The organism is Streptococcus thalassemiae (genome assembly GCF_903645285.1).
Taxonomy (GTDB): Bacteria; Bacillota; Bacilli; order Lactobacillales; family Streptococcaceae; genus Streptococcus; species Streptococcus thalassemiae.
The window spans coordinates 174,911-197,473 of sequence record NZ_CAHJXN010000001.1; the positions used below are offsets into that span (position 1 = coordinate 174,911).

24 protein-coding genes and 1 other annotated feature are annotated in these 22,563 nt (G+C 41.6%); of the genes, 1 reads left to right on the forward strand and 23 read right to left on the reverse strand.

Features of this window, described 5'->3' with window-relative positions; all coding sequences use genetic code 11:
* From pepF to ybeY, 13 genes are all read right to left on the reverse strand, one after another.
* Nucleotides 1–1,803: an oligoendopeptidase F gene (gene pepF / locus HWX15_RS00990; protein ID WP_175879993.1), complete on the reverse strand. Its 1,803-nt coding sequence runs from the start codon at nucleotides 1,801–1,803 to the stop codon at nucleotides 1–3.
* Nucleotides 1,804–1,821: 18 nt separating this feature from the next.
* A complete protein-coding gene (locus HWX15_RS00995) occupies nucleotides 1,822–2,775 on the reverse strand; it encodes a competence protein CoiA (protein WP_175879994.1) in 954 nt (317 codons plus the stop codon).
* A gap of 72 nt (nucleotides 2,776–2,847) precedes the next feature.
* Entirely contained in the window at nucleotides 2,848–3,708 is an 861-nt protein-coding gene (gene tehB, locus HWX15_RS01000; RefSeq protein ID WP_175879995.1) for an SAM-dependent methyltransferase TehB, read from the reverse strand.
* A 15-nt stretch (nucleotides 3,709–3,723) separates the two neighbouring features.
* Nucleotides 3,724–4,191 (reverse strand): SsrA-binding protein SmpB, encoded by a 468-nt coding sequence (gene smpB / locus HWX15_RS01005; RefSeq protein ID WP_001051750.1) that lies wholly within the window; start codon nucleotides 4,189–4,191, stop codon nucleotides 3,724–3,726.
* Nucleotides 4,154–6,508: a ribonuclease R gene (gene rnr / locus HWX15_RS01010; RefSeq protein ID WP_175879996.1), complete on the reverse strand. Its 2,355-nt coding sequence runs from the start codon at nucleotides 6,506–6,508 to the stop codon at nucleotides 4,154–4,156. Before rnr ends, smpB begins: the two co-directional genes overlap by 38 nt.
* A 100-nt stretch (nucleotides 6,509–6,608) precedes the next feature.
* Nucleotides 6,609–6,842 carry a preprotein translocase subunit SecG gene (gene secG / locus HWX15_RS01015; RefSeq protein WP_000282517.1) on the reverse strand — a complete coding sequence of 78 codons (234 nt, stop codon included), beginning with the start codon at nucleotides 6,840–6,842 and terminating at the stop codon, nucleotides 6,609–6,611.
* Between the two features lie 39 nt (nucleotides 6,843–6,881).
* Nucleotides 6,882–7,031, reverse strand: a complete 150-nt coding sequence (gene rpmG, locus HWX15_RS01020) for a 50S ribosomal protein L33 (RefSeq protein WP_175879997.1) — start codon at nucleotides 7,029–7,031, stop codon at nucleotides 6,882–6,884.
* The gene (locus HWX15_RS01025; protein WP_175879998.1) at nucleotides 7,031–8,230 is read right to left on the reverse strand and encodes a multidrug efflux MFS transporter PmrA; all 1,200 of its coding nucleotides are present in this window, start codon (nucleotides 8,228–8,230) and stop codon (nucleotides 7,031–7,033) included. Before HWX15_RS01025 ends, rpmG begins: the two co-directional genes overlap by 1 nt.
* Nucleotides 8,217–8,822 (reverse strand): dephospho-CoA kinase, encoded by a 606-nt coding sequence (gene coaE, locus HWX15_RS01030; protein ID WP_175879999.1) that lies wholly within the window; start codon nucleotides 8,820–8,822, stop codon nucleotides 8,217–8,219. The genes HWX15_RS01025 and coaE overlap by 14 nt, the downstream gene beginning before the upstream one ends.
* Nucleotides 8,822–9,646, reverse strand: a complete 825-nt coding sequence (gene mutM / locus HWX15_RS01035) for a DNA-formamidopyrimidine glycosylase (protein ID WP_175880000.1) — start codon at nucleotides 9,644–9,646, stop codon at nucleotides 8,822–8,824. The genes coaE and mutM overlap by 1 nt, the downstream gene beginning before the upstream one ends.
* Before the next feature lie 48 nt (nucleotides 9,647–9,694).
* Complete coding sequence (gene era / locus HWX15_RS01040) at nucleotides 9,695–10,594, reverse strand: GTPase Era (RefSeq protein WP_000143264.1); 900 nt, start codon at nucleotides 10,592–10,594, stop codon at nucleotides 9,695–9,697.
* 16 nt (nucleotides 10,595–10,610) lie between these two features.
* Entirely contained in the window at nucleotides 10,611–11,006 is a 396-nt protein-coding gene (locus HWX15_RS01045; protein ID WP_000378166.1) for a diacylglycerol kinase family protein, read from the reverse strand.
* A complete protein-coding gene (gene ybeY / locus HWX15_RS01050) occupies nucleotides 10,987–11,484 on the reverse strand; it encodes an rRNA maturation RNase YbeY (RefSeq protein ID WP_000275156.1) in 498 nt (165 codons plus the stop codon). The genes HWX15_RS01045 and ybeY overlap by 20 nt, the downstream gene beginning before the upstream one ends.
* A gap of 104 nt (nucleotides 11,485–11,588) precedes the next feature.
* On the opposite strand from ybeY, the gene pavA reads away from it, so the two are divergent.
* Complete coding sequence (gene pavA / locus HWX15_RS01055) at nucleotides 11,589–13,244, forward strand: Rqc2 family fibronectin-binding protein PavA (RefSeq protein ID WP_175880001.1); 1,656 nt, start codon at nucleotides 11,589–11,591, stop codon at nucleotides 13,242–13,244.
* Between the two features lie 60 nt (nucleotides 13,245–13,304).
* On the opposite strand, the gene HWX15_RS01060 is transcribed toward pavA, so the two are convergent.
* The 10 genes from HWX15_RS01060 to HWX15_RS01105 all read right to left on the reverse strand — a co-directional run bounded on the left by HWX15_RS01060 (nucleotide 13,305) and on the right by HWX15_RS01105 (nucleotide 22,458).
* Nucleotides 13,305–15,074, reverse strand: a complete 1,770-nt coding sequence (locus tag HWX15_RS01060; RefSeq protein WP_175880002.1) for a glucosaminidase domain-containing protein — start codon at nucleotides 15,072–15,074, stop codon at nucleotides 13,305–13,307.
* 41 nt (nucleotides 15,075–15,115) lie between these two features.
* Nucleotides 15,116–16,102, reverse strand: coding sequence for a dihydroorotate dehydrogenase (locus HWX15_RS01065; protein ID WP_175880003.1), 987 nt, complete (start codon nucleotides 16,100–16,102; stop codon nucleotides 15,116–15,118).
* Nucleotides 16,065–16,865 (reverse strand): dihydroorotate dehydrogenase electron transfer subunit, encoded by an 801-nt coding sequence (locus HWX15_RS01070; RefSeq protein ID WP_175880004.1) that lies wholly within the window; start codon nucleotides 16,863–16,865, stop codon nucleotides 16,065–16,067. The genes HWX15_RS01065 and HWX15_RS01070 overlap by 38 nt, the downstream gene beginning before the upstream one ends.
* A gap of 248 nt (nucleotides 16,866–17,113) precedes the next feature.
* Nucleotides 17,114–17,494 (reverse strand): lactoylglutathione lyase, encoded by a 381-nt coding sequence (gloA, locus tag HWX15_RS01075; RefSeq protein ID WP_000157154.1) that lies wholly within the window; start codon nucleotides 17,492–17,494, stop codon nucleotides 17,114–17,116.
* A gap of 58 nt (nucleotides 17,495–17,552) precedes the next feature.
* The gene (rplT, locus tag HWX15_RS01080) at nucleotides 17,553–17,912 is read right to left on the reverse strand and encodes a 50S ribosomal protein L20 (RefSeq protein WP_000124834.1); all 360 of its coding nucleotides are present in this window, start codon (nucleotides 17,910–17,912) and stop codon (nucleotides 17,553–17,555) included.
* A 51-nt stretch (nucleotides 17,913–17,963) separates the two neighbouring features.
* On the reverse strand, nucleotides 17,964–18,164 hold the full coding sequence (rpmI, locus tag HWX15_RS01085; RefSeq protein ID WP_001125943.1) for a 50S ribosomal protein L35: 201 nt from the start codon (nucleotides 18,162–18,164) through the stop codon (nucleotides 17,964–17,966).
* Nucleotides 18,165–18,196: 32 nt separating this feature from the next.
* Entirely contained in the window at nucleotides 18,197–18,727 is a 531-nt protein-coding gene (infC, locus tag HWX15_RS01090; RefSeq protein ID WP_000848180.1) for a translation initiation factor IF-3, read from the reverse strand.
* 15 nt (nucleotides 18,728–18,742) lie between these two features.
* Nucleotides 18,743–18,874 (reverse strand) — a sequence feature (ribosomal protein L20 leader region).
* Between the two features lie 72 nt (nucleotides 18,875–18,946).
* Nucleotides 18,947–21,187, reverse strand: coding sequence for a DNA internalization-related competence protein ComEC/Rec2 (locus tag HWX15_RS01095; RefSeq protein WP_175880005.1), 2,241 nt, complete (start codon nucleotides 21,185–21,187; stop codon nucleotides 18,947–18,949).
* Nucleotides 21,171–21,821 (reverse strand): helix-hairpin-helix domain-containing protein, encoded by a 651-nt coding sequence (locus tag HWX15_RS01100; RefSeq protein ID WP_175880006.1) that lies wholly within the window; start codon nucleotides 21,819–21,821, stop codon nucleotides 21,171–21,173. Before HWX15_RS01100 ends, HWX15_RS01095 begins: the two co-directional genes overlap by 17 nt.
* Before the next feature lie 67 nt (nucleotides 21,822–21,888).
* Nucleotides 21,889–22,458: a GNAT family N-acetyltransferase gene (locus tag HWX15_RS01105; protein ID WP_175880007.1), complete on the reverse strand. Its 570-nt coding sequence runs from the start codon at nucleotides 22,456–22,458 to the stop codon at nucleotides 21,889–21,891.
* Between the last annotated feature and the right edge of the window lie 105 nt (nucleotides 22,459–22,563).

A 22,563-nucleotide genomic window follows, 5' to 3' on the forward strand; every position in this document is an offset into this window, starting at 1 on the left:
TTATGCCAATCCCAATTTTTCAACAAGGGCTTCAAACTCATTCAAACGACGTTCAAAGACTGCAAAGGCATCGTTGAGGTAGTCTTCCTTCTCCATATCAACACCAGCCTTTCTCATGACATTGAGTGGGTAGTCAGATTTACCTGCCTTGAGGTAGTCGATATAGCGGTCACGGTCTTCTTGACTACCATGGACAATCTTTTCAGCCAAGGCTGAGGCCGCCGCAAAGCCTGTTGAATATTGATATACATAGTAGTTATAGTAGAAGTGTGGAATCCGAGCCCACTCGTATTGGATTTCAGGATTGTCTTCCTTACTCAAACCATAATACTCTTGGTTCAAGTCTGCGTAGAGTTTATTTAGGAAATCGCTTGTCAAGACTTCACCATTTTGGTCCGCTTGGTGAATCGCGTGTTCAAACTCAGCAAATTGAGTTTGGCGGAAAACTGTTCCACGGAAACCATCTAGGAAGTTATTGAGAATCGCAAAGCGCGTTGCGTCGTCTTCCACTTCTTCCAATAATTTCTCCGTCAAGATATTTTCATTGGTCGTTGAGGCAATCTCAGCCAAGAAGATAGAGTAATCTCCGTAAACATAAGGTTGCGTTTCACGAGTATAGCTTGAATGCATACTGTGACCTGTTTCATGAACAAGAGTAAAGAGATTGTCCAGATTGTCCTGCCAGTTGAGAAGCATAAAGGCATTGGTATCGTAAGAACCACCAGAGTAGGCACCTGAACGCTTGCCTTGATTTTCGTAAACATCAATCCAACGCTCGCTGAAGGCACGTTTAACACGGCTCAAGTAATCCTCACCCAAGACTGCCAAGGCATCTTCTGCTTTTTTCAAGGCTTCTTGGTAGGTAAAACTATATTCAACAGATGAAAGCGGCGTGTAGACATCGTACATCTTGAGGTCTGAAATCCCCAAAATCTTTGAACGAAGTTCAAGGTAACGATGCAAGAGTGGCAAATGCTTGCGAACTGCTGCTACCAAATTGTCATAAACACTTTCTGGAACAAAATTAGCCGCTAGGGCTGCATGACGAGCACTCTTGTAGTTGCGTACCTTGGCACGATAGTTTTGGACCTTAACATTGGTTTGCAAGGTTTTGGCATAGGTATGTTGGAATTGTTCATAAGTCGCATAAAGAGCTTGATAGGCCCCACGGCGAACCTCACGATTTTTAGACTCCATCAAACGTGTGTAAGTCCCATGAGAGAGTTGAACTTCCTTACCATCATCGTCAAGAACATAAGGGAACACAATATCCGCATTGTCCAAGATAGCGAAGGTTTCACTTGCCGAACCAAAGATTTCTCCAGCGCCAGCCAATAATTCTTCTTCACGTTGTGAAAGAACGTGTTCCTTGCCTTGCAAAAGCTTATCAAAATAGTGTTGATAAACCTGCAATTTTGGCTGAGCTTCTAAAAAGTCAGCATACTGCTTTTCACTGATTTCCATAAATTCAGGTTCATAGAATGAAAAGGCTTGGTCTAGCTGGCTGTAGAGTGTCATGGCCTTGGCATAGTACTCTTGGTACTTGGCTTCACGTGTGTCCTGGTCATTCTTCATATGTGCATAAACGTAAAGCTTCTCAATTTGGCGTTCCATTTCAAGAGAAAATTCAGTAATTTCGAGTAGGCTATCCGCACTATCCAAGAGATGACCTTCATACTGGGCTACTGTCTCCAATTGTTCTGTTAAATCTTTTAAGGCTTCTTCCCAAGCCTGGTCAGTTGGGTAGATCGTTGATAGATCCCATGTATCTTTTTCATTTATTTCATTTCTTTGTAATACCATTAGATTCCTCCATCCTTTCTATTCTACCATATTTTTCAAGAAATATTGCTGATAAAAGGCTGGTGGATAGAGCTTTTGCCAATCATTTTGAGGATTTTCTTGGTAATAGATTTGAAAATACTGATAATAGCTGGTCAAATCCTTCTCAATTTGGCAAAAATCACCTACTAGTGGTCGAATTTGTGGATACCATTCTTTTAGTCCATAAGTCATGAGATTTTCTCCCTTCTGATAGGCTTCTGCTTGTTCTTTCATCCAAATGGGATTTTGATAATAAAGCTGCTGTCGGATATAGCGACAGATGTCCTTATCTTGAAAAACTGTAAAATGAGATGTTTTTTGTTTCTTATAGGGAAGACGTAATATCTCCAGTAGACTACTTTGACCATAGGGAAATTCCTTGATTTGATAATGGAGTTTGCCACGGAGATCCTGGTGAATGAGGTATTTGAGTCTTAAAACTTGTTTTTCACTGTCTAATTCCCAAACATAAAATCCCATGTTGTGACTGAAGTATAGAAAACCTTGTTGCAGACGAGTCAAACGCTCCTTGAGCCAAAGTTTTTGACCCAGCAACCACAGTACTTGGTAACCCTGACTACGATAGCCCTCACTACGCTCTTTAAGAATTTTTTGAGGCAAGGGACTACACTGAACTTCTAAAGCTAGATTGCCATTTACAAACACATCTGCAATCTGTTTAAGCTCTGGAAGGGGGTATTCTAATTGAACTTCTGTCTCTTTTTTTAACCAGTGATAGAGGGATTCCTTATTGGCTAGGTGTTCTGGACTTTCATTTTCAAATGAAAAATCACAGTCTTTTAAAGATTTATGGGCAAAATGGGTTCGGACACTTGGTCCTTGACGCAAACGGAGCTGACCTCCACAAGCTGGGCAGGTGTATTCTTCCTTCTCAAGCTTATCCTCTAACACATTTACCAATTCTCCCCTAGCATCTCTCGCAACAAACATGATTTCCCTCCTTTTCTATATTATTCGTAAAAAAAGAAAAAAGATCAGGAAATTCCCAATCTTCATTCATGATTATTTAATTTTTTTAGCTAGCATGGTCGCAAAGCGTAGTTGAATGCGATTGTCATTCTCATCGCGACGGTGAAGATGGCCAGGATTTTCATTGTACTTGACCAATTCCCAGTCCTTGTAATAGTCTGCCAATTCCCTTTCTTTAAAGGTAAATGGGAAGTTCACAGAGCAAGGGTAATCTTCCGTATCCATAGCACAAACGATAAGATTATAGCCACCGACCGTGGTATGCTCCTGCATATTTTTGATAATTGCAGGAATGCGGTTCGCTTGCAAAAACATCAAAACAACTGTTGAAACGATAAAATCATATTCTTGCCCAATGCTGGCTGAATTGATATCGTAAAGACCAACAGGCATGTTCAGGTCTTCTTGCTCCACAATGCTTTGCAAGATTTCAAGGGCCAGTTCATTTTGATCCACAGCTGTCACATCAAAACCATTCTGTGCAAGAAAGAGAGAGTTACGGCCCTGACCACAGCCCAAATCCAAGGCTTTCCCTGGTTTTACTGTCTGCATGGTCTCTAGAACCTCTGAATGGACAGGATTGGTATTGTATTTCTTTGGGAAGTAATCCTCAGGTTTACAATAAAATTCCAAGTACCATTCCACATCGTCTGTAGCAGCCTCTACTCGATGCCAGGCTTGAGGTTGGGCCATTGGATTGTCTGCCCCTGCTTCAAAGAGGTGTTCAGCTAAAACCTCACCATCCTCTGTCAATTCAATAAACTTGAGAGTTCCTTTTAAAACAGTAATCTTGCCCCAAGTCCCAACCTTGGTATTGTGTTTCTGCTGAACAGCCTCTGGCATGGTTTCTTTAGTCCACAAAGGCATACGTTTATAGGCAACTAGTTTTTCCATTTTCATTTCCTCTTTTTATCGCTGATTAACAGCTTTCATCACGCGCGCAATATCGCGATTCTGCTCACGTCGTTTGATAGACTCCCGTTTGTCATAGTCATGCTTCCCTTTAGCAAGTCCTAAAAGGAGTTTAGCATAACCATCTTTAATATAGACTTTAAGGGGAACCAGGGTCATACCTGTTCCCTTAGTCTCTTGTTCCAATTTTTGAATTTGTTTCTTATGGAGCAGGAGTTTACGACGACGTTCTGGTTCTTGGTTCCAGATATTGCCCTCTTCGTAAGGAGCGATATGAACATTGCTCAACCAGACTTCTCCATTTTTTACTTGGGCAAAGCCATCCTTGAGATTGATTCGAGCAGCTCGCACACTCTTGATTTCAGTCCCAGTCAGGACCATCCCTGCCTCTAGCGTATCTACGATTGTATAGTCGTGGCGCGCCTTTTTATTTTGTGCGACGACCTTTCCCTCGCCCTTTGCCATGCTTGGCTCCTTTCTTAGCTACTTCCTTGTAAAAAGGTTTCTTCCCTTTTTTCTTCTTGTCTTTTTGTGAATGCTTGCGCTTATCATTTGAGCGTCCTGATTTTCTTTTGTCTTCCTTCTTATCTGAACGACGATTTGAACCACGTCCTCTTTCATTACGACTAGACTGTTTCAAGCCTTTTTCAATCACATCAAACTCACTAGGTACGAATGAAAAATCAATCTCTCCAGTCATTTTATCCGCTCTTTCAACTCGAATACGAATCTGCTGCCCGACACGGAAGGTAATACCTGATTTCTCTCCACGAAGGGTCAAATCCCGCTCATTGAAATGATAAAATTCAGGTAGATTTGTGATGTGAATCAATCCTTCAACTGTGTTTGGCAATTCGACAAAGAGACCGAATTTAACAATACTTGATACAACAGCATCGTACTCGTCACCCACGTATTCTTCCATATACTCAGCCTTTTTCATGGCTTCGACTTCACGCTCAGCCTCAATGGCACGACGTTCACGGTTGGAAGACTGGGTTGCAATCTCTGGAATCACTTGCTCAAAATGCTCTGCTATTTCCTTAGAACGGCCGTAATCACGAATCATACGGTGAACAAGAAGGTCTGGATAACGACGAATCGGACTGGTAAAGTGAGTGTAATAGTCAGCCGCTAGTCCATAGTGGCCGTGATTATGCTCCGAATAGCGAGCCTGCTGCATGGAACGGAGAAGCATCATAGACAATACATCCGCATAAGGTTCTCCCTCAACAGTACGCATGATGTCTTGGAGGGCCTCCTGGCTAATCTCACTAGCAGTTCCATAAATGCGCAAGCCAAAGCTCGAAGCATAATCAATAAACTTCTGAACCTTTTCAGCCTTGGGCTCCTCGTGGATTCGATAAATAAAAGGCAAATCCAGCTTACTAAAATGCTCAGCAACTGTTTCATTGGCCATCAGCATAAAGGACTCAATCATGCGCTCGGCAACACCACGCTGACGAAGAACGATATCAACAGGCTTACCTTGTTTATCCACTAAAATCTTGGCTTCATTGGTATCGAAATTGAGGGCTCCACGTTTCACACGCATGTTTTCTAAAATTTCATGGAGCTTGGCCATGAGTTCAATACTTGGAACAATTTTCTGATATTCTTGTCTCTTCTCCTCATCGCCTGCTAAGATGTCATTGACATCGCTATAGGTCATACGGAAGCTTGTCTTGATAACCGTTTGTGTGATGGTGTAGTTGACTACACGACCATGTTTATCAATCTCCATAATGGCAGACTGGGTCAAGCGGTCAACTTGAGGATTGAGGGAGCAGATGCCATTTGACAAACGCTCTGGAAGCATTGGCACCACTCGGTCTGTCACATAGACTGAAGTCGCGCGGTTAAGGGCTTCCTTGTCCAGGGCAGAACCCTCGGTCACATAGTAGGAAACATCCGCGATGTGAACTCCAAGTTCCAGATTGCCATTTTTCAATGCCTTGATATGCACCGCATCGTCCAAGTCCTTGGCGTCCGCACCATCAATGGTAAAGATAATCTCATCTCTTAGATCCAGACGGCCTTCCATATCCTTTTGTGATGGAGCATCAGGCACACTTTCTGCCTCCTTGACAACAGCCTCTGGAAATTCTGAGACAATGTCCATAGACTCCAAAACCTCAAGGACATCAATTCCGACATCTGTTGAGTGTCCCACCACATCGAGAACACTCGCGACAAAGAAATCATGTTTCTTGCTTGGGTATTTATCGATAAAGACCTTGAGAACTTCGGTTCCCTCGAGTTTAAGGGCTGGTTTCTTAACATAGATCGGTTGACTGATTTTCTGATTTTTCGAACGGATGTAGCCAGCATACTTAGGCTTTTCCTGATCTAGAACGATTTGGCCGACAACAGTTGTCAGACTGTGTTCTAGGATATCAATAATTTTGGCTTCGGCAGCTGTTCCCTTGTTGCGGTCAGCGACTTTTTTGATGACGACCTCAACGGTATCACCATCAATAGCATAGTTGACATCGTTTTTTCCTACAAAAAGGTCGTCCTCCTCGCCTTCCAGACTAACAAAGCCAAATCCATTTTTATGGGCATGAAAAATCCCCTTGAGAGTAATCTCGTGTTTTTTCTTGACTTCCAAAGTCAAAGTTCCATCTTCTTCAAAGCGAATCTGATGCTTTCTTTCCATTAGGGACAAGGTTTTAATCAACTCACGAAAATCCTTGGAACCGTCTTTTCCCAAAGCCTGAGCCAAGTCATTGACAGTTACCTTTCCCTTATCTTGTAAATATTCTTTTATTCTATCTTTCATATTTTCTTTCTAGATTTTTTATTTTCTTTTACTGTAAAACCTTCTCAAATATCCTTTAAAAATAAAAAGAGGCAAAGACCTAGTCCTGCCCATTATTTTCTTATCTACTTGATAATACCGTCAATGCTAAGGCAATGGCTAGCCAGAAAAAGACTAAAATCCCTGTCAAACGCTGCATTACAGCTTCGAAACCGCGTGCTTTACTGCGTTCAAACAAATCACCTGAGCTGGCATCAAATACATTGCTGGATTGGTTTTTGGTTGGTTGCATGAAAATCGCAATCACAATCACAACAGATAATACTAATAAAATGGTTAATAATAGGTTATACATATCAAACTCCTTAAAATCCCTATTATTTTACCATAAAATCTACTCAGATTCAAGATGTAGGGTTACTTTTCTTTCCTTGGGACAATACTTTAAAACCTCGATCTTGTCTGGATGGGTTTTTGAATTTTTACTGGTTAGGTAATTGATACTGCCACAAGAGGAGCATTTGAGATTGATTTTTACTCGCACTAGATTTCCTTTACTTTTAATAATGTTCGAAATTGAATCAGGTTAAAGAGACAACTAAAGGCAACACAAAGGCTTGTCGCATAAAAGACAGCATGGTAGCCAAATTGACCTGCTACTGCAGAACCTGCCATAGGACCAACAACACCTCCCAGATAAAAGAATACCTGATTGAAGGCAAAGACCCTCGAAATGCCGGCTTTGGGAGTCATTTTGCTGAGTAGGGCATTGACCCCAGGTATCAGCGCACCGGTTCCCAAGCCAAAGAGGAATCGATAGAGTCCTAGTTGAAGCGGACTAGAGGCATTGGCACAGAGGAGATAGATGATAACTGAATAAAACTGAGCTACAACCAAGAGACGATGGTTGCCCACCTTGTCACCTAGCTTTCCCATGACTCCTGCACTCATCATACTGGAAAAGCCCATACTGGATACAATCAAACCAGAGACAAAAAGAAGATTCTCTGTCTGCCCTAAGTCGCGTACATAAAGAGCCAAAATAGGACCGATTGATTGGGCTGAAAATTGGATGACAAAACTGGTCAGAAAGAGGTTGACCAAAAGATAGGGATATTTAACTGATGTAAATAATTCCTTGGTTGGGATGGCCTTTTCCTTGGCTACTGGTTGAAAATCTTCCTTGATAAAGCAAATAGTTAAAATAGCAGCTAAGAATAGGAAACTACCAACCAGTAAGAAAACAGTACGGATGCCAAATAATTCTGCAATAAAGCCACCAATAAAGGGACCCGTTAGAGTACCTGCAACTACGCCTGTAGACAAAGTACCTAAGGCAGAGCCTGATTTCTCCTTGGGAACCTGACTGGCTATCAAGGCCGTTGCATTGGGAACAAAACCTGCAAATACACCATTCAGTAAACGAAGAAAGATTAACCAATAGATATTTGGCACAAAAGCCAATCCCCCCATAGTGATAGTCATGGCCAGACCAGCCCGAATCATCATGGGCTTTCGACCGTATTTGTCAGCAAGGATGCCCCAGATAGGAGAGAAAAGTGCTGCAGAAATGGCAGAGACAGAAATAGCTAAGCCTGCATAAAAAGCGACTTGCTCACTTCTTACACCCAGATTTTCCACAAAGATGGGCATAAAAGGCACAACCAAAGAAATACTGGCTCCTGTCAAAAAATTACCAAACCAAGCAATGCGCAGATTATCCTTCCAGTTAATCTCTGTCATCTTGCTTACCTCCCTCAAGAAGGGAGAACACCTGAGTAAGAAGCTGGACCTGATTCCCATTATTATCAAGAATTTGGCTGGCCAAATCTTTCTTTTTCTCTAAAGGCCACTGGGCTGCCAGACGAAACTCAGCTTCATCTTTGGATAACTGGTCCCTTTTCATTAAGCGTTCTACTTGGACATCCCGGTCCACATAGACCAACCAAGTCTCATCAAACCAAGAGACGTAGTCCTGCTCAAAAAGTAGGGGAATATCCATAAAGAAAATCTCTTCTGTCTGAGCCAACTGGTCTCTCAAAGTAGCCAGTTCCTCACGGATAATCTCCCCTTGAATTTGCTTAGACCATTCCCGTTCTTCAGGATTTGAAAAGATAAGACTAGCTAGGAGAGGGCGATTGAGTTCTCCGTTTTCAAGGATGATTTCTTGCCCAAAGTGCTGGACTAGAGCTTCAAACAGACGACCACCAGGTTTCTGTAGTTGGTGGACGACTGCATCGGCATCCACTACTTGAAAACCTTGCTTTCTTAGAAAATTTGTCACAGTTGACTTACCAGAGGCAATTCCTCCTGTGATTCCAATGATTTTTTCCATCAGCCCCTCCTTTGACAGTTTGGACAAAAGTGAGTTCCTCGTCCACCTAGTTGGATTTTCTCAATAATGGTGCCACAACGTGAACATTCTTGACCAGCCTTGTCATAGACTTGATGAAAATCCTGCATGGTTCCATCTTCCCCAAAGGCATTGGTATAGGTCCGAATGGTGGAACCACCTTTTTCAACAGCCTGTCCCAAAACAGCAATGGTCTGGTCATGAATAGCTGTCGCTTCTTCTACTGTTAAAGTCTGGGAAGATCTAGCCGGATGAACCTGAGCTCGCCAGAGAACCTCATCCACATAGATATTGCCAAGTCCAGCTACCAAAGTCTGGTCTAGGAGATGGGATTTGATAGGCTTTTTAGATTTAGTTAGAGCAGCTTGAAAGACCTGCACATCAAAGTCTTGCTCGCTTGGTTCGGGACCTAGTTTTTTAGAAATAAAGTAGGCATCCAAAAGGTCAGGAGCCAAGAGTTCCATAGTACCAAACTTGCGAACATCCTCATAAACAAGCGTGCCACCATCTTCAAACTGAAAGAAAACATGGGCATGCTTGCGTTCAGGAACCTGGTCCGGATAGTAAAAATACTTGCCCTCCATCCGCAGATGGGAAATCAAGACCGTGTCTGTCAAGTAAAAAAGCAAATATTTGCCCCGACGTCCCATTGACTCAATAATCTGACCAGACACTTCCTTTCGAAACTCGTCCAAATCCGTCTTAATCATCTTGGGATAACGAATTTCTACACTCGAAATCTTCTTACCCACAATCAATTTTTCTAGGCCACGTCGAACGGTTTCAACCTCAGGTAATTCAGGCATAAGTCCTCCTTCTGTAAAAACAAGAAGCAGGCATGAGCCCACCTCTACTTAGTATTCTTTTTCATTATAGCCAAAGTCAGCCAAATCTAGCTTTTTATCGCGCCAGTTTTTCTTGACCTTGACCCAGGTTTCTAGGAAGACCTTGTCTCCTAGCATGAGTTCGATATCACGACGGGCCATGCTACCAATTTTCTTAAGCATAGCGCCACCTTTACCGATGATAATCCCTTTTTGGCTATCGCGCTCGACCATGATGGTTGCACGGATATGCACCTTGTCTGTCTCTTCATCTCGTTTCATAGAATCCACTACTACTGCAACAGAATGCGGAATCTCTTCACGAGTTAGGTGCAAGACTTTCTCGCGAACCATTTCTGATACCAAGAAACGTTCTGGATGGTCTGTAATTTGATCAGACGGGAAATACTGGAAACCTTCGTCCAAATTTTCACTCAAAATATCCACTAGACGAGACACGTTATTGCCCTGAAGAGCTGAGATTGGGACAATTTCCTTAAAGTCCATTTGGTTACGGAAATCATCAATCTGAGACAAAAGCTGGTCTGGGTGAACCTTATCGATCTTGTTCACAACCAAAATCACAGGAACCTTGGCAGCCTTGAGGCGTTCGATAATCATATCGTCCCCTTTGCCACGCGCTTCATCAGCAGGCACCATGAATAGGACAGTATCCACTTCACGAAGGGTACTGTAGGCAGACTCAACCATGAAATCTCCAAGGGCTGTTTTAGGCTTGTGAATCCCTGGTGTGTCGATAAAGACAATTTGTTCCTTATCAGTCGTGTAAATTCCCATGATTTTATTGCGCGTTGTCTGCGCCTTGTCACTCATGATGGCAATCTTTTGCCCCATGACGTGGTTTAAAAAAGTTGACTTCCCAACATTAGGGCGTCCTAAAATGGCTACAAAGCCTGATTTAAAAGTCATAATTTCCTCTTACTGTTTAAAATAATAAATCCCAGATCCGTGGGAGAAAAATCAATGCGCCTGTTAAGGCTGCGAAAAGAGAGACCACTAATACCGCGCCAGCCGCCATATCCTTGGCATTTTTAGCCAGCATGGAAAAGTGATAGTGACTGGCCAAATCTACCACATTTTCGATAGCAGAATTGATAATTTCAAAGGCTACTACCAAGAAAATGCTCAATAGGAGAAAGAGCCATTCGATTCGTGACACCTGAAAAACAAAACCTGCAAGAATGACTACAAGAGCCGTTACTGCATGTTTTCGCATATTGCGTTCTTCCTTGATAGCAGTAAAAATTCCTGTGAGAGCAAATTCTAAACTGGATATCAGGTCACGATTTTTCCATTTTCGTTTATTGTCTTGTGAGTCCATAGGCTGTCAAAATTTCTTCTTGTAAACCGAACATCTCTGCTTCTTCTTCCGGAGTGTAGTGATCATAGCCGTTGATATGTAAAAAGCCGTGTACTGCCAAGAAGCCCATCTCACGCTCAAAGCTGTGACCGTATTCCTCGGCTTGCTCATGAGCCTTATCAATAGAGATGAACAGTTCCCCAATATAGGCATCAAACTCAGACATCATCTCTGCCAATTCCGGATTTTCAAGCAAATCTTCCTCATCAAAGGCAATTTCCAACTCTGGTTTATACTCAAGGCTGATAACATCTGTCGGACGGTCGGTGTCACGGTACTCTAGATTGAGTTCATGGCTACGCTCGTTGGTCACAAAAGTGACTGCCATTTCCTTGTCTTCTTTTCCTAATTTTTGGGCTGCAAATTCCAAAATTTCTTGGGTTTGTTGCAACATTTCTTTTGAAACTTGACCAGTTTCATCTACCATTTCAATATACATGTGCTTCTCGTTTCTCTTTACTTGGCTTTATTATACCACATTTCCATGATTTTATTCTACCTTTTTGATATAATACTATGGAATACTATCACAAGGAGAGAACGATGTCATTTGACGGATTTTTTTTACACCACATGGTTGAGGAATTGCGAAGAGAGTTAGTGAATGGTCGCATTCAGAAAATCAATCAGCCTTTTGAACAAGAATTAGTCTTGCAAATCCGTAGCAATCGCCAAAGTCATCGCCTGCTCCTTTCTGCCCATCCAGTTTTTGGACGCATTCAGCTGACCCAAACAACTTTTGAAAACCCAGCCCAGCCTTCTACCTTTATCATGGTTTTGAGAAAATATTTGCAGGGTGCCCTGATTGAGTCGATCGAGCAAGTGGAAAATGACCGTATTGTGGAAATGACAGTTTCCAATAAAAACGAGATTGGAGACCATATACAGGCTACCTTGATTATCGAAATTATGGGGAAACACAGTAATATTCTACTGGTTGATAAAAGCAGCCACAAAATCCTCGAAGTCATTAAACACGTCGGTTTTTCACAAAATAGCTACCGCACCTTGCTGCCTGGGTCTACCTATATCGCTCCGCCAAGCACGGAATCTCTCAATCCTTTCACTGTCAAGGACGAGAAACTCTTTGAAATCCTGCAAACACAGGAAACGACAGCTAAAAATCTTCAAAATCTCTTTCAAGGTCTAGGACGCGACACGGCAAATGAATTGGAAAACATTCTGGTTAGTGATAAACTTTCCACTTTCCGTAACTTTTTCAGTCAAGAAACCAAGCCTTGCTTGACAGAGACTTCTTTCAGTCCAATTCCTTTTGCAAATCAAGTGGGAGAGCCTTTTACCAGTCTTTCTGATTTGCTGGACACCTACTATAAGGATAAGGCTGAACGCGACCGGGTAAAACAGCAAGCCAGTGAACTCATTCGTCGTGTTGAAAATGAACTTCAAAAAAATCGCCATAAGCTGAAAAAACAAGAAAAAGAGTTACTGGCGACAGACAATGCTGAAGAATTTCGCCAAAAAGGAGAATTGCTGACAACTTTCCTCCACCAAGTGCCTAACGACCAAGACCAGGTTATCCTAGACAACTACTACACTAACCAACCGATTACGATTGCGCTTAATAAGGCCTTGACTCCCAACCAGAATGCCCAACGCTATTTCAAACGCTATCAGAAACTCAAAGAAGCTGTCAAATACTTGACTGATCTGATTGAAGAAACCAAGGTAACCATTCTCTATCTGGAAAGTGTCGAGACCGTCCTCAACCAAGCTGGACTAGAAGAAATCGCTGAAATCCGTGAAGAATTGATTCAAACAGGTTTTATCCGCAGAAGACAGAGAGAAAAAATTCAGAAACGTAAAAAACCAGAACAGTATCTAGCAAGCGATGGCAAAACCATCATCTATGTCGGCCGCAATAACCTGCAAAATGAGGAACTAACCTTTAAAATGGCACGCAAGGAGGAACTTTGGTTCCATGCCAAGGACATTCCTGGAAGCCACGTTGTCATCTCAGGCAATCTTGACCCATCTGATGAAGTCAAGACAGACGCAGCAGAGCTGGCCGCCTACTTCTCTCAAGGACGCCTGTCAAATCTGGTGCAGGTAGATATGATTGAAGTCAAGAAACTCAATAAACCAACTGGTGGAAAACCAGGCTTTGTCACTTACACAGGACAAAAGACCCTCCGTGTAACACCTGACCCAGAAAAAATCGCATCCATGAAAAAATCCTGATTCGACTTGAAATCAGGATTTTTAGCTTATACTCTTCGAAAATCATATCCAATTATAGGACTAATCTTTGCCACCTAGTTTTTCATTGATTTTCATCATCACACTAGCAATTTTCTCGCCCCAATAAGGGTCTGAAGCATATTCCACATTCATACCAGATGCCTTGTTTCCAAGGAAAATTCTGCCCCTATCGATATAATTTTCCTTAATCCACTTGCTTGCACCTAAAATTCCCTTATCCACATCATCAAATGTCTTGGCAGAAAGGTAAGGGGTCGTATCATAGGCTGTAATTCCAAAGAAATTATTCTTATCTTTGGCAATCTTACTTCGTCCCCAGTCACTTTCTAAGGCACTATGGGCAAGGAGGTAAAGGGCATTGATATGGTAATGTTCTTCGGCTTCCTTAAAAGTAGCTCCCTTGTTTTCCAAGAGACTATTGTCAATATTTAACAGACTAAATACCTTATCCAAGTCTTCAGCACTGTAGTTTGTAGCCTCTGTCAAATCTTTGAAAAGGAAGGGATTCTCAAGCTTAAAACCATCAAAATGCAGCCCATCTGCCGAATAATATTTCTTGCCTACTTCCATATCAGAAAGATGAGAAGCTACTGGGATACTAGCATTCTGAGCCACATAGTGATAAAAACGGTGGCCATCACTCTCATAATAAGGGATAAAGTCCTTACTAGCATCTAGTGCTTGTAAATCTTCTGTTTTCATATAGCCTGACAAACCAGAAACAGTAATAGCTAGGCGCTTGTCATCGCTTTTTCTATCCTTATCTAGCCAGACAACACTACCTTGTGATATATAGGAGAGCTTTTCACCATCTGCATTATAAACATTGGCTGTGACAGGCACTACTTGATAGTAAGCAGCATTTTCATTTGTAGCTTTTCCTCCAAGCCATTTACCATCACTTCCAAGCTGATAATCATCTACTGTCTCATTTTTCGCCATGTAGCCACCGGATTTGAAGTAGTACCAGGCTTGATTTTTAGAATCGTATAACCATTCTTTATCAGCCATTTTTCCATCAGATTTTATATAAAACCAAGATTCCTTATCCCAAATCCATTCATTGGCTGCCATATAGCCACCGGATTTGAAATAATAATAGTGACCATTTTCGAAAATCCATTCTTTATCAGCATGATTTCCATTTGCTTTGATGTAAAACCAAGATTGGTATTGTTTGTCAAAAAGCCAACCTTGCTGTACTTTGGCACCACTAGCATTCACATAAGCCTGCTCAATCCACTGACTTGTCAGTAAATAACCACCGGATTTGAAATAATAGTCCTTCCCTTTAATTTGGAGCCATTCTTTCTCTGCGTACTGGCCATCTGCTTTGATATAAAACCAAGCATCATATTGAGAATCATAGACCCAGTCTTCTATTACCTTGGCACCTGTAGCACCGACATAGGAAGCTCCTACCCAAGCATTTCTTTTCATCTTTCCATTTTGGTCAAAATAATAGAAGGCTCCCTTATCTTCTACCCATTCTGATTTTGCCATATAGCCACCAGATTTGAGATAAAAATAGTCGTCACCTTGTTTCAGCCATTCATTTTCAGCATAGTTGGCATCTGCTTTTATATAAAACCAAGATTGATAGTGAGCATCAAAAACCCATTCATTCGCTGCTTGACTGCCGTCTGCTTTCAGGTATTGTTTTCCTTGCCAAGTACCATCACTGGCCATTACAGCCTCTGGACTAGCTAAGAAAAATAGCAGGGCTAAAAAAATAAATCTTACTTTCTTCATTAACCTTCTTCCTCTGTTCTTATTTATTTTATTGTACCAAAATTCTCCTAAATTCATATTACAAACTAATAAAAAATCAAGAACAGATTGATTGCAGTTTACCTCAGAGACTCTTTTACTTCCTTGCGGAGATTTTCCAGACTGCTGATGCCATATTTATCCATAACCTTTGGTAGATTTTCAATGATGTCAGGACAGGCATATGGATTGGTAAAGTTGGCTGTTCCAACTCCGATTGCAGATGCTCCAGCTAGATACATTTCTAGGGCTGCTTCTGCCGAATCCACTCCCCCCATTCCAATGATGGGCAGGTCTGTGGTTTGGGCGACTTGGCGGATGAGTTTGAGGGCTACTGGAAAGACTGCTGGACCAGACATTCCACCTGTTCCATTGGCCAAGATTGGTTTTCTGGTTTTGAGGTCAAAGCGCATTCCAACTAGAGTATTGATCATGGTTAAACCACTTGCCCCTGCATCTTCTGCAGCTTTTGCGACAGTAACAATATCGGTCACACTAGGGGTTAATTTGACATAAACTGGTACATCAGAAGCCTCTACAGCTGCTTTCACCACATCATAAGCCAAATCTGGATCTTGACCAATCAAAAGTCCGTGATTACAGTGGTCAACATTGGGGCAAGAAATATTGAGCTCGATAGCCTTTACATTAGCTGCCTTGGAAATCCCATGAGAAACAGCTGCATACTCTTGTTTTGAAAAACCAGCTACATTAGCAATAATAGGAAGATTTGGATATTCTCTTTCCAGCCAAGGTAACTTTTCAGCCAAAACAACTTCCAAACCAGGATTTTGCAAGCCAATTGCATTGAGCATACCAGCAGGCGTCTCTGCTACTCTTGGAGTTGGATTGCCAAATCGTGGTTCAAGGGTTGTCGCCTTGATCATAATAGAACCCAAAAGGTCTAAATCATAGTACTTGGCATACTCTTGGCCAAAACCAAAACAGCCTGATGCTGGAATAATCGGATTTTTCAAATCCAAACCAGGTAGAGAAACTTGTAAACGATTTGTAGTCATAATTTTCTCCTTATAATACAACTGTTCCTGTGCGGAAAACAGGGCCATCTTCACAGACACGTTGGCTGACCGTCTCGCTTTCTGGCACTTTTAGGACGCAGGCATAACAAGCTCCCATCCCACAAGCCATACGAGATTCCAGAGATAGATAGGCTCTTGGGTGGTCATAAAAGGTTTGATTGATATACTTCATCATTCCTGGAGCCCCACATGAGTAAACAGCATCAAACTGACTATCTAAGTCATTGATGACAACAGAAACATTTCCCTTGATACCATAAGAACCATCATCTGTCGTTACAAAGACCTGACCATATTGGGCCAATTCCGTCTCTAAAATAACAGCATCCTTAGTGGAAAAACCGAGAACTGTCACTACTTTCACTCCACGTCCATGCAATTCCTTGGCCACCTCAAGCAAGGGAGGTACACCAATCCCCCCACCAACAAGGAGAACCTGACTCTGCTCATCAAGGTCAGACAAGTTAAAACCATTTCCCTGAGGACCCATCACATCAAGAGTATCTCCCTGACTTAAGGTTGAGAAAATAGCTGTCCCAGCCCCTTCAATCCGATAAATGAGATGGCACTGCTTGTTAGCCTTATCAATAGACGAAATCGAAATAGGGCGACGCAAAAGATGGGCGTCATCAGGCACACGCAGATGAAGAAATTGGCCTGCTCGCATAGCTTCAACCATTTCTCCTTCTAGGACTAATTCAAAAATTGCTGGTGCGATTTCCTCCTGTGCTACCACCTTCATGGTTTCCAAACGAATGGCACCCAAACGTTTCTTACATGTGGGATTCATGACTTTTCCTCCTTAAATTTTAAGGGAACCAGACAAAGAAAAGACCTTGCTAGTGCAAGGCCTCAGTTAAAATCGTACAACACAAGAGAGCACACTCAAAAAGTCTCCTCTAGAAAATTGCACTATTCTTTTATCTGACACCTTGTGAGTCTCTCTGGACTCCCCTTAAAGGTTAAATTTTTATTAGTATACTCTTTCAGCTAAAAAAAGTCAAGTAGAAAACGAACATTCTACTTGACTTCACGTGATTATTTTTCACGAATGACTTCGACCTTATATCCATCAGGGTCTTTGACAAAGTAATAGTTAGGCGTAGTTCCTGGTAGACCATTTGGCTCAGTCACTTCATAGCCTTTGGCACTATGCTCTTGATGAAGCGCCTCAAGATCAGGTGTACTGAGGGCGATATGGGCAAATCCATCTCCAACCACATAAGGACCGTGATCGTAGTTATAAGTCAATTCCAACTCATAGTCGTCACCCTCAAGACCTAGATAGACAATCGTGAAGGCATGATCTGGAAAATCTCTGCGACGCAATTCTTTAAAACCAAAAGCATCTTGATAAAATGCGATTGATTTTTCAAGGTTTTCTACTCGCAAGCAAGTGTGTAGCATTTTTGAAGCCATATTTTTCTCCTTTATTTTTAAAAAGACTGGGACAATCCTGTTCCAGTCTTATCTGTTATTATTTACCAAGTTTTGCTTTAGCTGCATCTGCAAGAGCTGTGAAAGCTGCTGCATCGTTAACAGCTAAGTCAGCAAGCATTTTACGGTTAACTTCGATTTCAGCCAATTTCAAACCATGCATCAATTGTGAGTATGAAAGTCCGTTCATACGAGCTGCCGCGTTGATACGAGTGATCCACAATTTGCGGAAGTCACGTTTTTTCTGACGACGGTCACGGTATGCATAGTAGTAAGAGTTCATTACTTGTTCTTTTGCAGTACGGAACAAGATGTGTTTAGCTCCATAGTAACCTTTTGCTAATTTAAGAATACGTTTACGACGTTTGCGTGATACAACGCCACCTTTAACACGTGCCATGTTTTATTTCCTCCAAATATTTCCTAGAATTGTTTACTTACTGTTAGGCTATTATTTCAAGCGAGTAAGCATTGCTTTGATACGTTTGTAATCTCCTGAATGCACCATAGATGCTTTACGAAGATGACGACGTTGTTTTTTAGTTTTTCCGTGGAAACGGTGAGAAGTGTAAGCACGGAAACGTTTAAGTCCACCAGAACCTGTACGTTTGAAACGTTTAGCTGATGCGCGGTGTGTTTTTTGTTTTGGCATGATTTTTTCTCCTTTATTTAACTTTCTGACAATTATTTTTTGTCAGTCGCTGGCGCCAATTGCATGAACATTTGACGTCCATCCATTTTAGCACGTTGTTCGATGATGGCAATATCTTGAGTTGCTTCAGCAAACTCGGCTAAAACTTTTGCACCAATCTCTTTATGGGTAATCATACGACCCTTAAAGCGAATAGATACCTTAACTTTATTTCCTTTTTCAAGGAACTTACGTGCATTACGAAGTTTTGTATCAAAGTCACCCTTGTCAATCGTTGGACTTAGACGAACTTCTTTCACAGTAACAACGCTTTGTTTTTTACGTTGTTCTTTTTGCTTCTTCTGGTACTCAAATTTGAACTTACCGTAGTCCATAATTTTTGCAACAGGCGGTTTGGCTTGGGGTTGAATCAATACTAGGTCAACATTAGCGTTATCAGCCAAAGCTTGCGCTTCACTGAGTGGCTTGATCCCTAGCTGTTCTCCTTCAAGACCAATCAAGCGAACTTCACGTACACGAATCTCATCATTGATGAATAAGTCTTGCTTTGCTATGGTTTTCACCTCTTTTGTTTTATTAGAGAAAAACAATAGCGGACTCGTAAATATACAAGCCCGCACGTTATGATAGCGTTTCTTAGAAACTTTTCATCCGTAGGGCCAGGCAACTTAATGTCACAAGGCGAGAAGCTCTCACTTCTGCTTTTCTCAACTTTTATATGATACCAAGTTTTCTAGCTCTTGTCAAGATAAAAAGTTATTTTTTTGAAAAGTTTCTGCTCATTAACCAACCGTTTCAATTTTCCAACTATTCCAACCTTTAAAGCGTATAGCTCCTTGCTGGTCAGTTCGATAAACTTTGCTATTGATATCTTCCAGTCGGGTCAAGGTTTCCTGATGGGGTAATTTCGTTCGATTGTTCTTTCCAACTGAAATGAGAGTAAACTCTGGTTTGAGCTGTTCTAGAAAGGCTGAACTTGATGATTTTTTAGAGCCATGTTGGCTAGCTTTCAAAACATCCACCTCTAGGTCAGGATAGTGCTTCAGCAAGTCCTTCTCTCCTTTCTCCTCCAAATTTCCAGTGAAGAGAAAGTGCTTATCCAAAAGTTTTCCATACAGAACCAGGGAATCTTCATGACCTCCGTCTCCAATTTTCCTTGGAGATAGGACTTCTAACTGACTTCCGAAAATTGGCAAATTCTCTCCCATTGTCACACTGCGTACTTTGGTTTGAGTCGCCTGTAGTTCTACCACAAATTCCTTCTGTTTCAGACTGCCTTTTGATACTAAGATCTCCCCTACATGGAAAGCCTTGGTCACCTCCAACAAATCTCCAACACGTTCCTTGTCTGTATTTGTCAAAATCAGCTGGTCAATCTTGGCCACTCCACGACTTTTAAGATAGGGTATCAAGGTTCGCTGGGCATTGCTGGTCGTCGCCTTTTCTTGCCATTTTTCAATTTTCTTATCAGATTCTGCCTTGCCACCTACATCTATGAGAATGGTCTTACCAGTTACATCCCGTAGGAAAATACTTTCGCCTTGCCCCACATCCAGCATGGTAATTTCATTTTCCAGTGGATACTTGGTAAGGAAAAAGAGACCTGTAATCAATAAGCTCAACACTGCTAGCCTTTTAATGTTTTTCCTCAAATCATAGACCAAAGCCAAGGAAATTAACAATAAGATTAAAAGCCATGCATTGGGTTGTCCAAAGACTAGAGGCCTACTTGCCGCATGTGATACCAAGCGAATCATCCCCTCCAACCATTCAAAAATAAAATTCAGCTGAATGACTGGATAGAGAAAGGAAAGGGCAAATAAGATAGACAAGAGCGGTAAGAAGACCAAGTCAAAAAGAAAGGAAAAGACAAAGGTCAAAAGGATGGACCAAGGTTGAAATTCCGCAAAATAGAAGGATAGAATGGGCAATATGCCCAAGGAGATGACTAGACTTTCTCTAGCAACAGCCTTGAGTCCCTCCCCTTCTTTGCTGGTCATGGTCAAGATAAAAGCATAAGCACATGACAAAACACCTCCCGCCGTCAGGAAAAAGTTAGGCATGACAATAAAGAGGATAAGGACCGTCAAGGCAAAATTATCCAAGCCCTTAACACCATGTTGAGCCAGTAGCTTCTGCAAGAGACTGCGAATAACCGAAGCTGAAAATCCTGTCAGTCCTGCATAGATAAGGGAAAAGGGATAAGTCAGCCACTTCAACTTTTCTTGGGTCAAGCCCAAACGTAAGAGAAGTTTCTTAAAGCCATCCATGAAAAATCCTACCTGCATACCAGACAAGGCAAAAAGGTGGATAATTCCTAGACTGGAATAAAGCTCATTCATCTCCTCAAAATCTGTGTCCAGATGCCCTAACAAGAGACCTGTCATGTAATTGCGCATAGGGTCTGGAAAGTGCGTCTTAATCCAAACTACAGCCTTACGGCGTAAACTGGACAGATTTTCTCCTATATCCCAACTGCCAACTTTTTGAAGCGACTGGATTCTTTTGATATTGAGAGTCTGGTAAATTCCCTGAGTCTTCAGATAGGCTTGGTAGTCAAAGCCACCAAAATTTCTCTGCCCTTCTGGCTCCGAAAGTTTTCCTTCTAGTTCTATCTCATGAAGGTTTGTTAAGGTTTGAAATTGCTCTTTTTCATTCTCTGACTGGAGTTTATAATAGACTTGAAAAATGCGTCCATCAAACTTGCCACGAAAGGATAGACTATCACCATTGATCTTAACAGTGTCGGGCAGAATCCGTACCCTTTCAACAGAATCCGCTAGGTTTTGACCAGCTTGACTCTGTTGCCAATTTTGAAACAGAAACCAGAAGGCAAAGATTCCACAAAGCAATAGAACTTTACTAGCTGATTTCCACGAAAATTGGAAAAAGAGACAGACTAGCAGAAAAACAAAACCCAACAAAGCAAGATAGGATGCTGAGAAAATAGCATAGTAAAGCCAGAGTAATAGAAAACTCAGGTAAATTAAGGGAATAGGGAAATTCTTAATCCACTGTAACATAATCTTTTAGCTTTTCTATGGTCTTGGCACCAATGCCAGAGACCTTCTTGAGTTCATCAACCGACTTGAATTTTCCATTTGATTCACGATGGTCGATAATATCCTGGGCTCGTTTTCCTCCCAGACCCTTGACTTGCTTGAGTTCTTCCAGACTGGCCTTGTTGAGATTGACCTTCTTGTCCTTGCTTGTTGAAGAAGGCGCTCCAGAACCTGCCTGTTGACCAGCTACTTCTTCTCCCTTAGTTGGAACGTAAACCAGAGCCTCATCACTGACTCTCTGAGCTAGATTGAGCGACTTGCTGTCTGCTTGTTCTGTCAAGCCACCAGCCTTATGAACAGCATCATTGACTCGACTACCTACCGGCAAATCATAAATTCCAGGTGCTTTAACAGCACCTTTGACATCTACTGTGATTAGATCTTGTTCAAGGGGTTCTTCCTTTTCTTCCTTGTTCACTTCCTTTTCAGTCGATGAATCCTTGGAAACAGTTGCAACTTCTGCCTGCAAATTCGTTTCCTTGACAGGTGTTTGTGGAGCTGGCTTTAGCAGGAAAAATCCTCCCACAAGCAAGCCCAGACCAGTACAGATGACAATGATTTTATACTCTTTGATTTTTTCGATAATTGCTTCCATATTTTCTCCTCTCTTAGATTATTCGTAAGAGGAAGAAAAAACAGTCGAAAAATTTCTTTTCAACTGCTTATTTATTTGCAAAATAGTCTTGCTTGGTCAAGACATAATGAACTCTTGTCACGATTCGGCCTTTTTCATGCTGATCCATACAAGCATAAGCTTCTTCGTGGGAAAAATGCATGCCTGATTTCTCCATGACCTTTCCTGACGCGGGATTAGCCTTATCGTGAATGGCAGTCAACTTATTCATCCCTATCTTCTCAAAAGCTAGCTCAATCACGGCACGGTTGGCTTCTGTCGTCAATCCTTGATTCCAATACTTTTTATTGATAATGTAGCCAATAGCTGCCTTCTTAAGAGCAGGATCAATCTTGTGCAAATCAATGGTTCCGATAAATTTGCCATTGCTTTTTAGTTCTATTCCCCAGCGTCCCAAGGGATTGGCCAAGTAGAACTGACCAATGTTATTCTTGGTTTCGTCCAAGCTTTGATTGGTTGGAAAAGTGTAACGCGTATTTTCTCTGTCCGAGGCATAGGCAAACATTTCTTCCGCATCATCCAAAGTTACAGGTCTAAGCAATAAATGCTCCGTTTCTATATACGGATACTGGGCAAATTTTACAAAAATTGATTCCATATATTTCTTCTACTTGAAACCTTTCTAATCTAATACAAGGATATTGAATGAAACATTTAAAAAGCAAATTTATACTTAGTATTGAGATAACTTTAAGTACAAAAT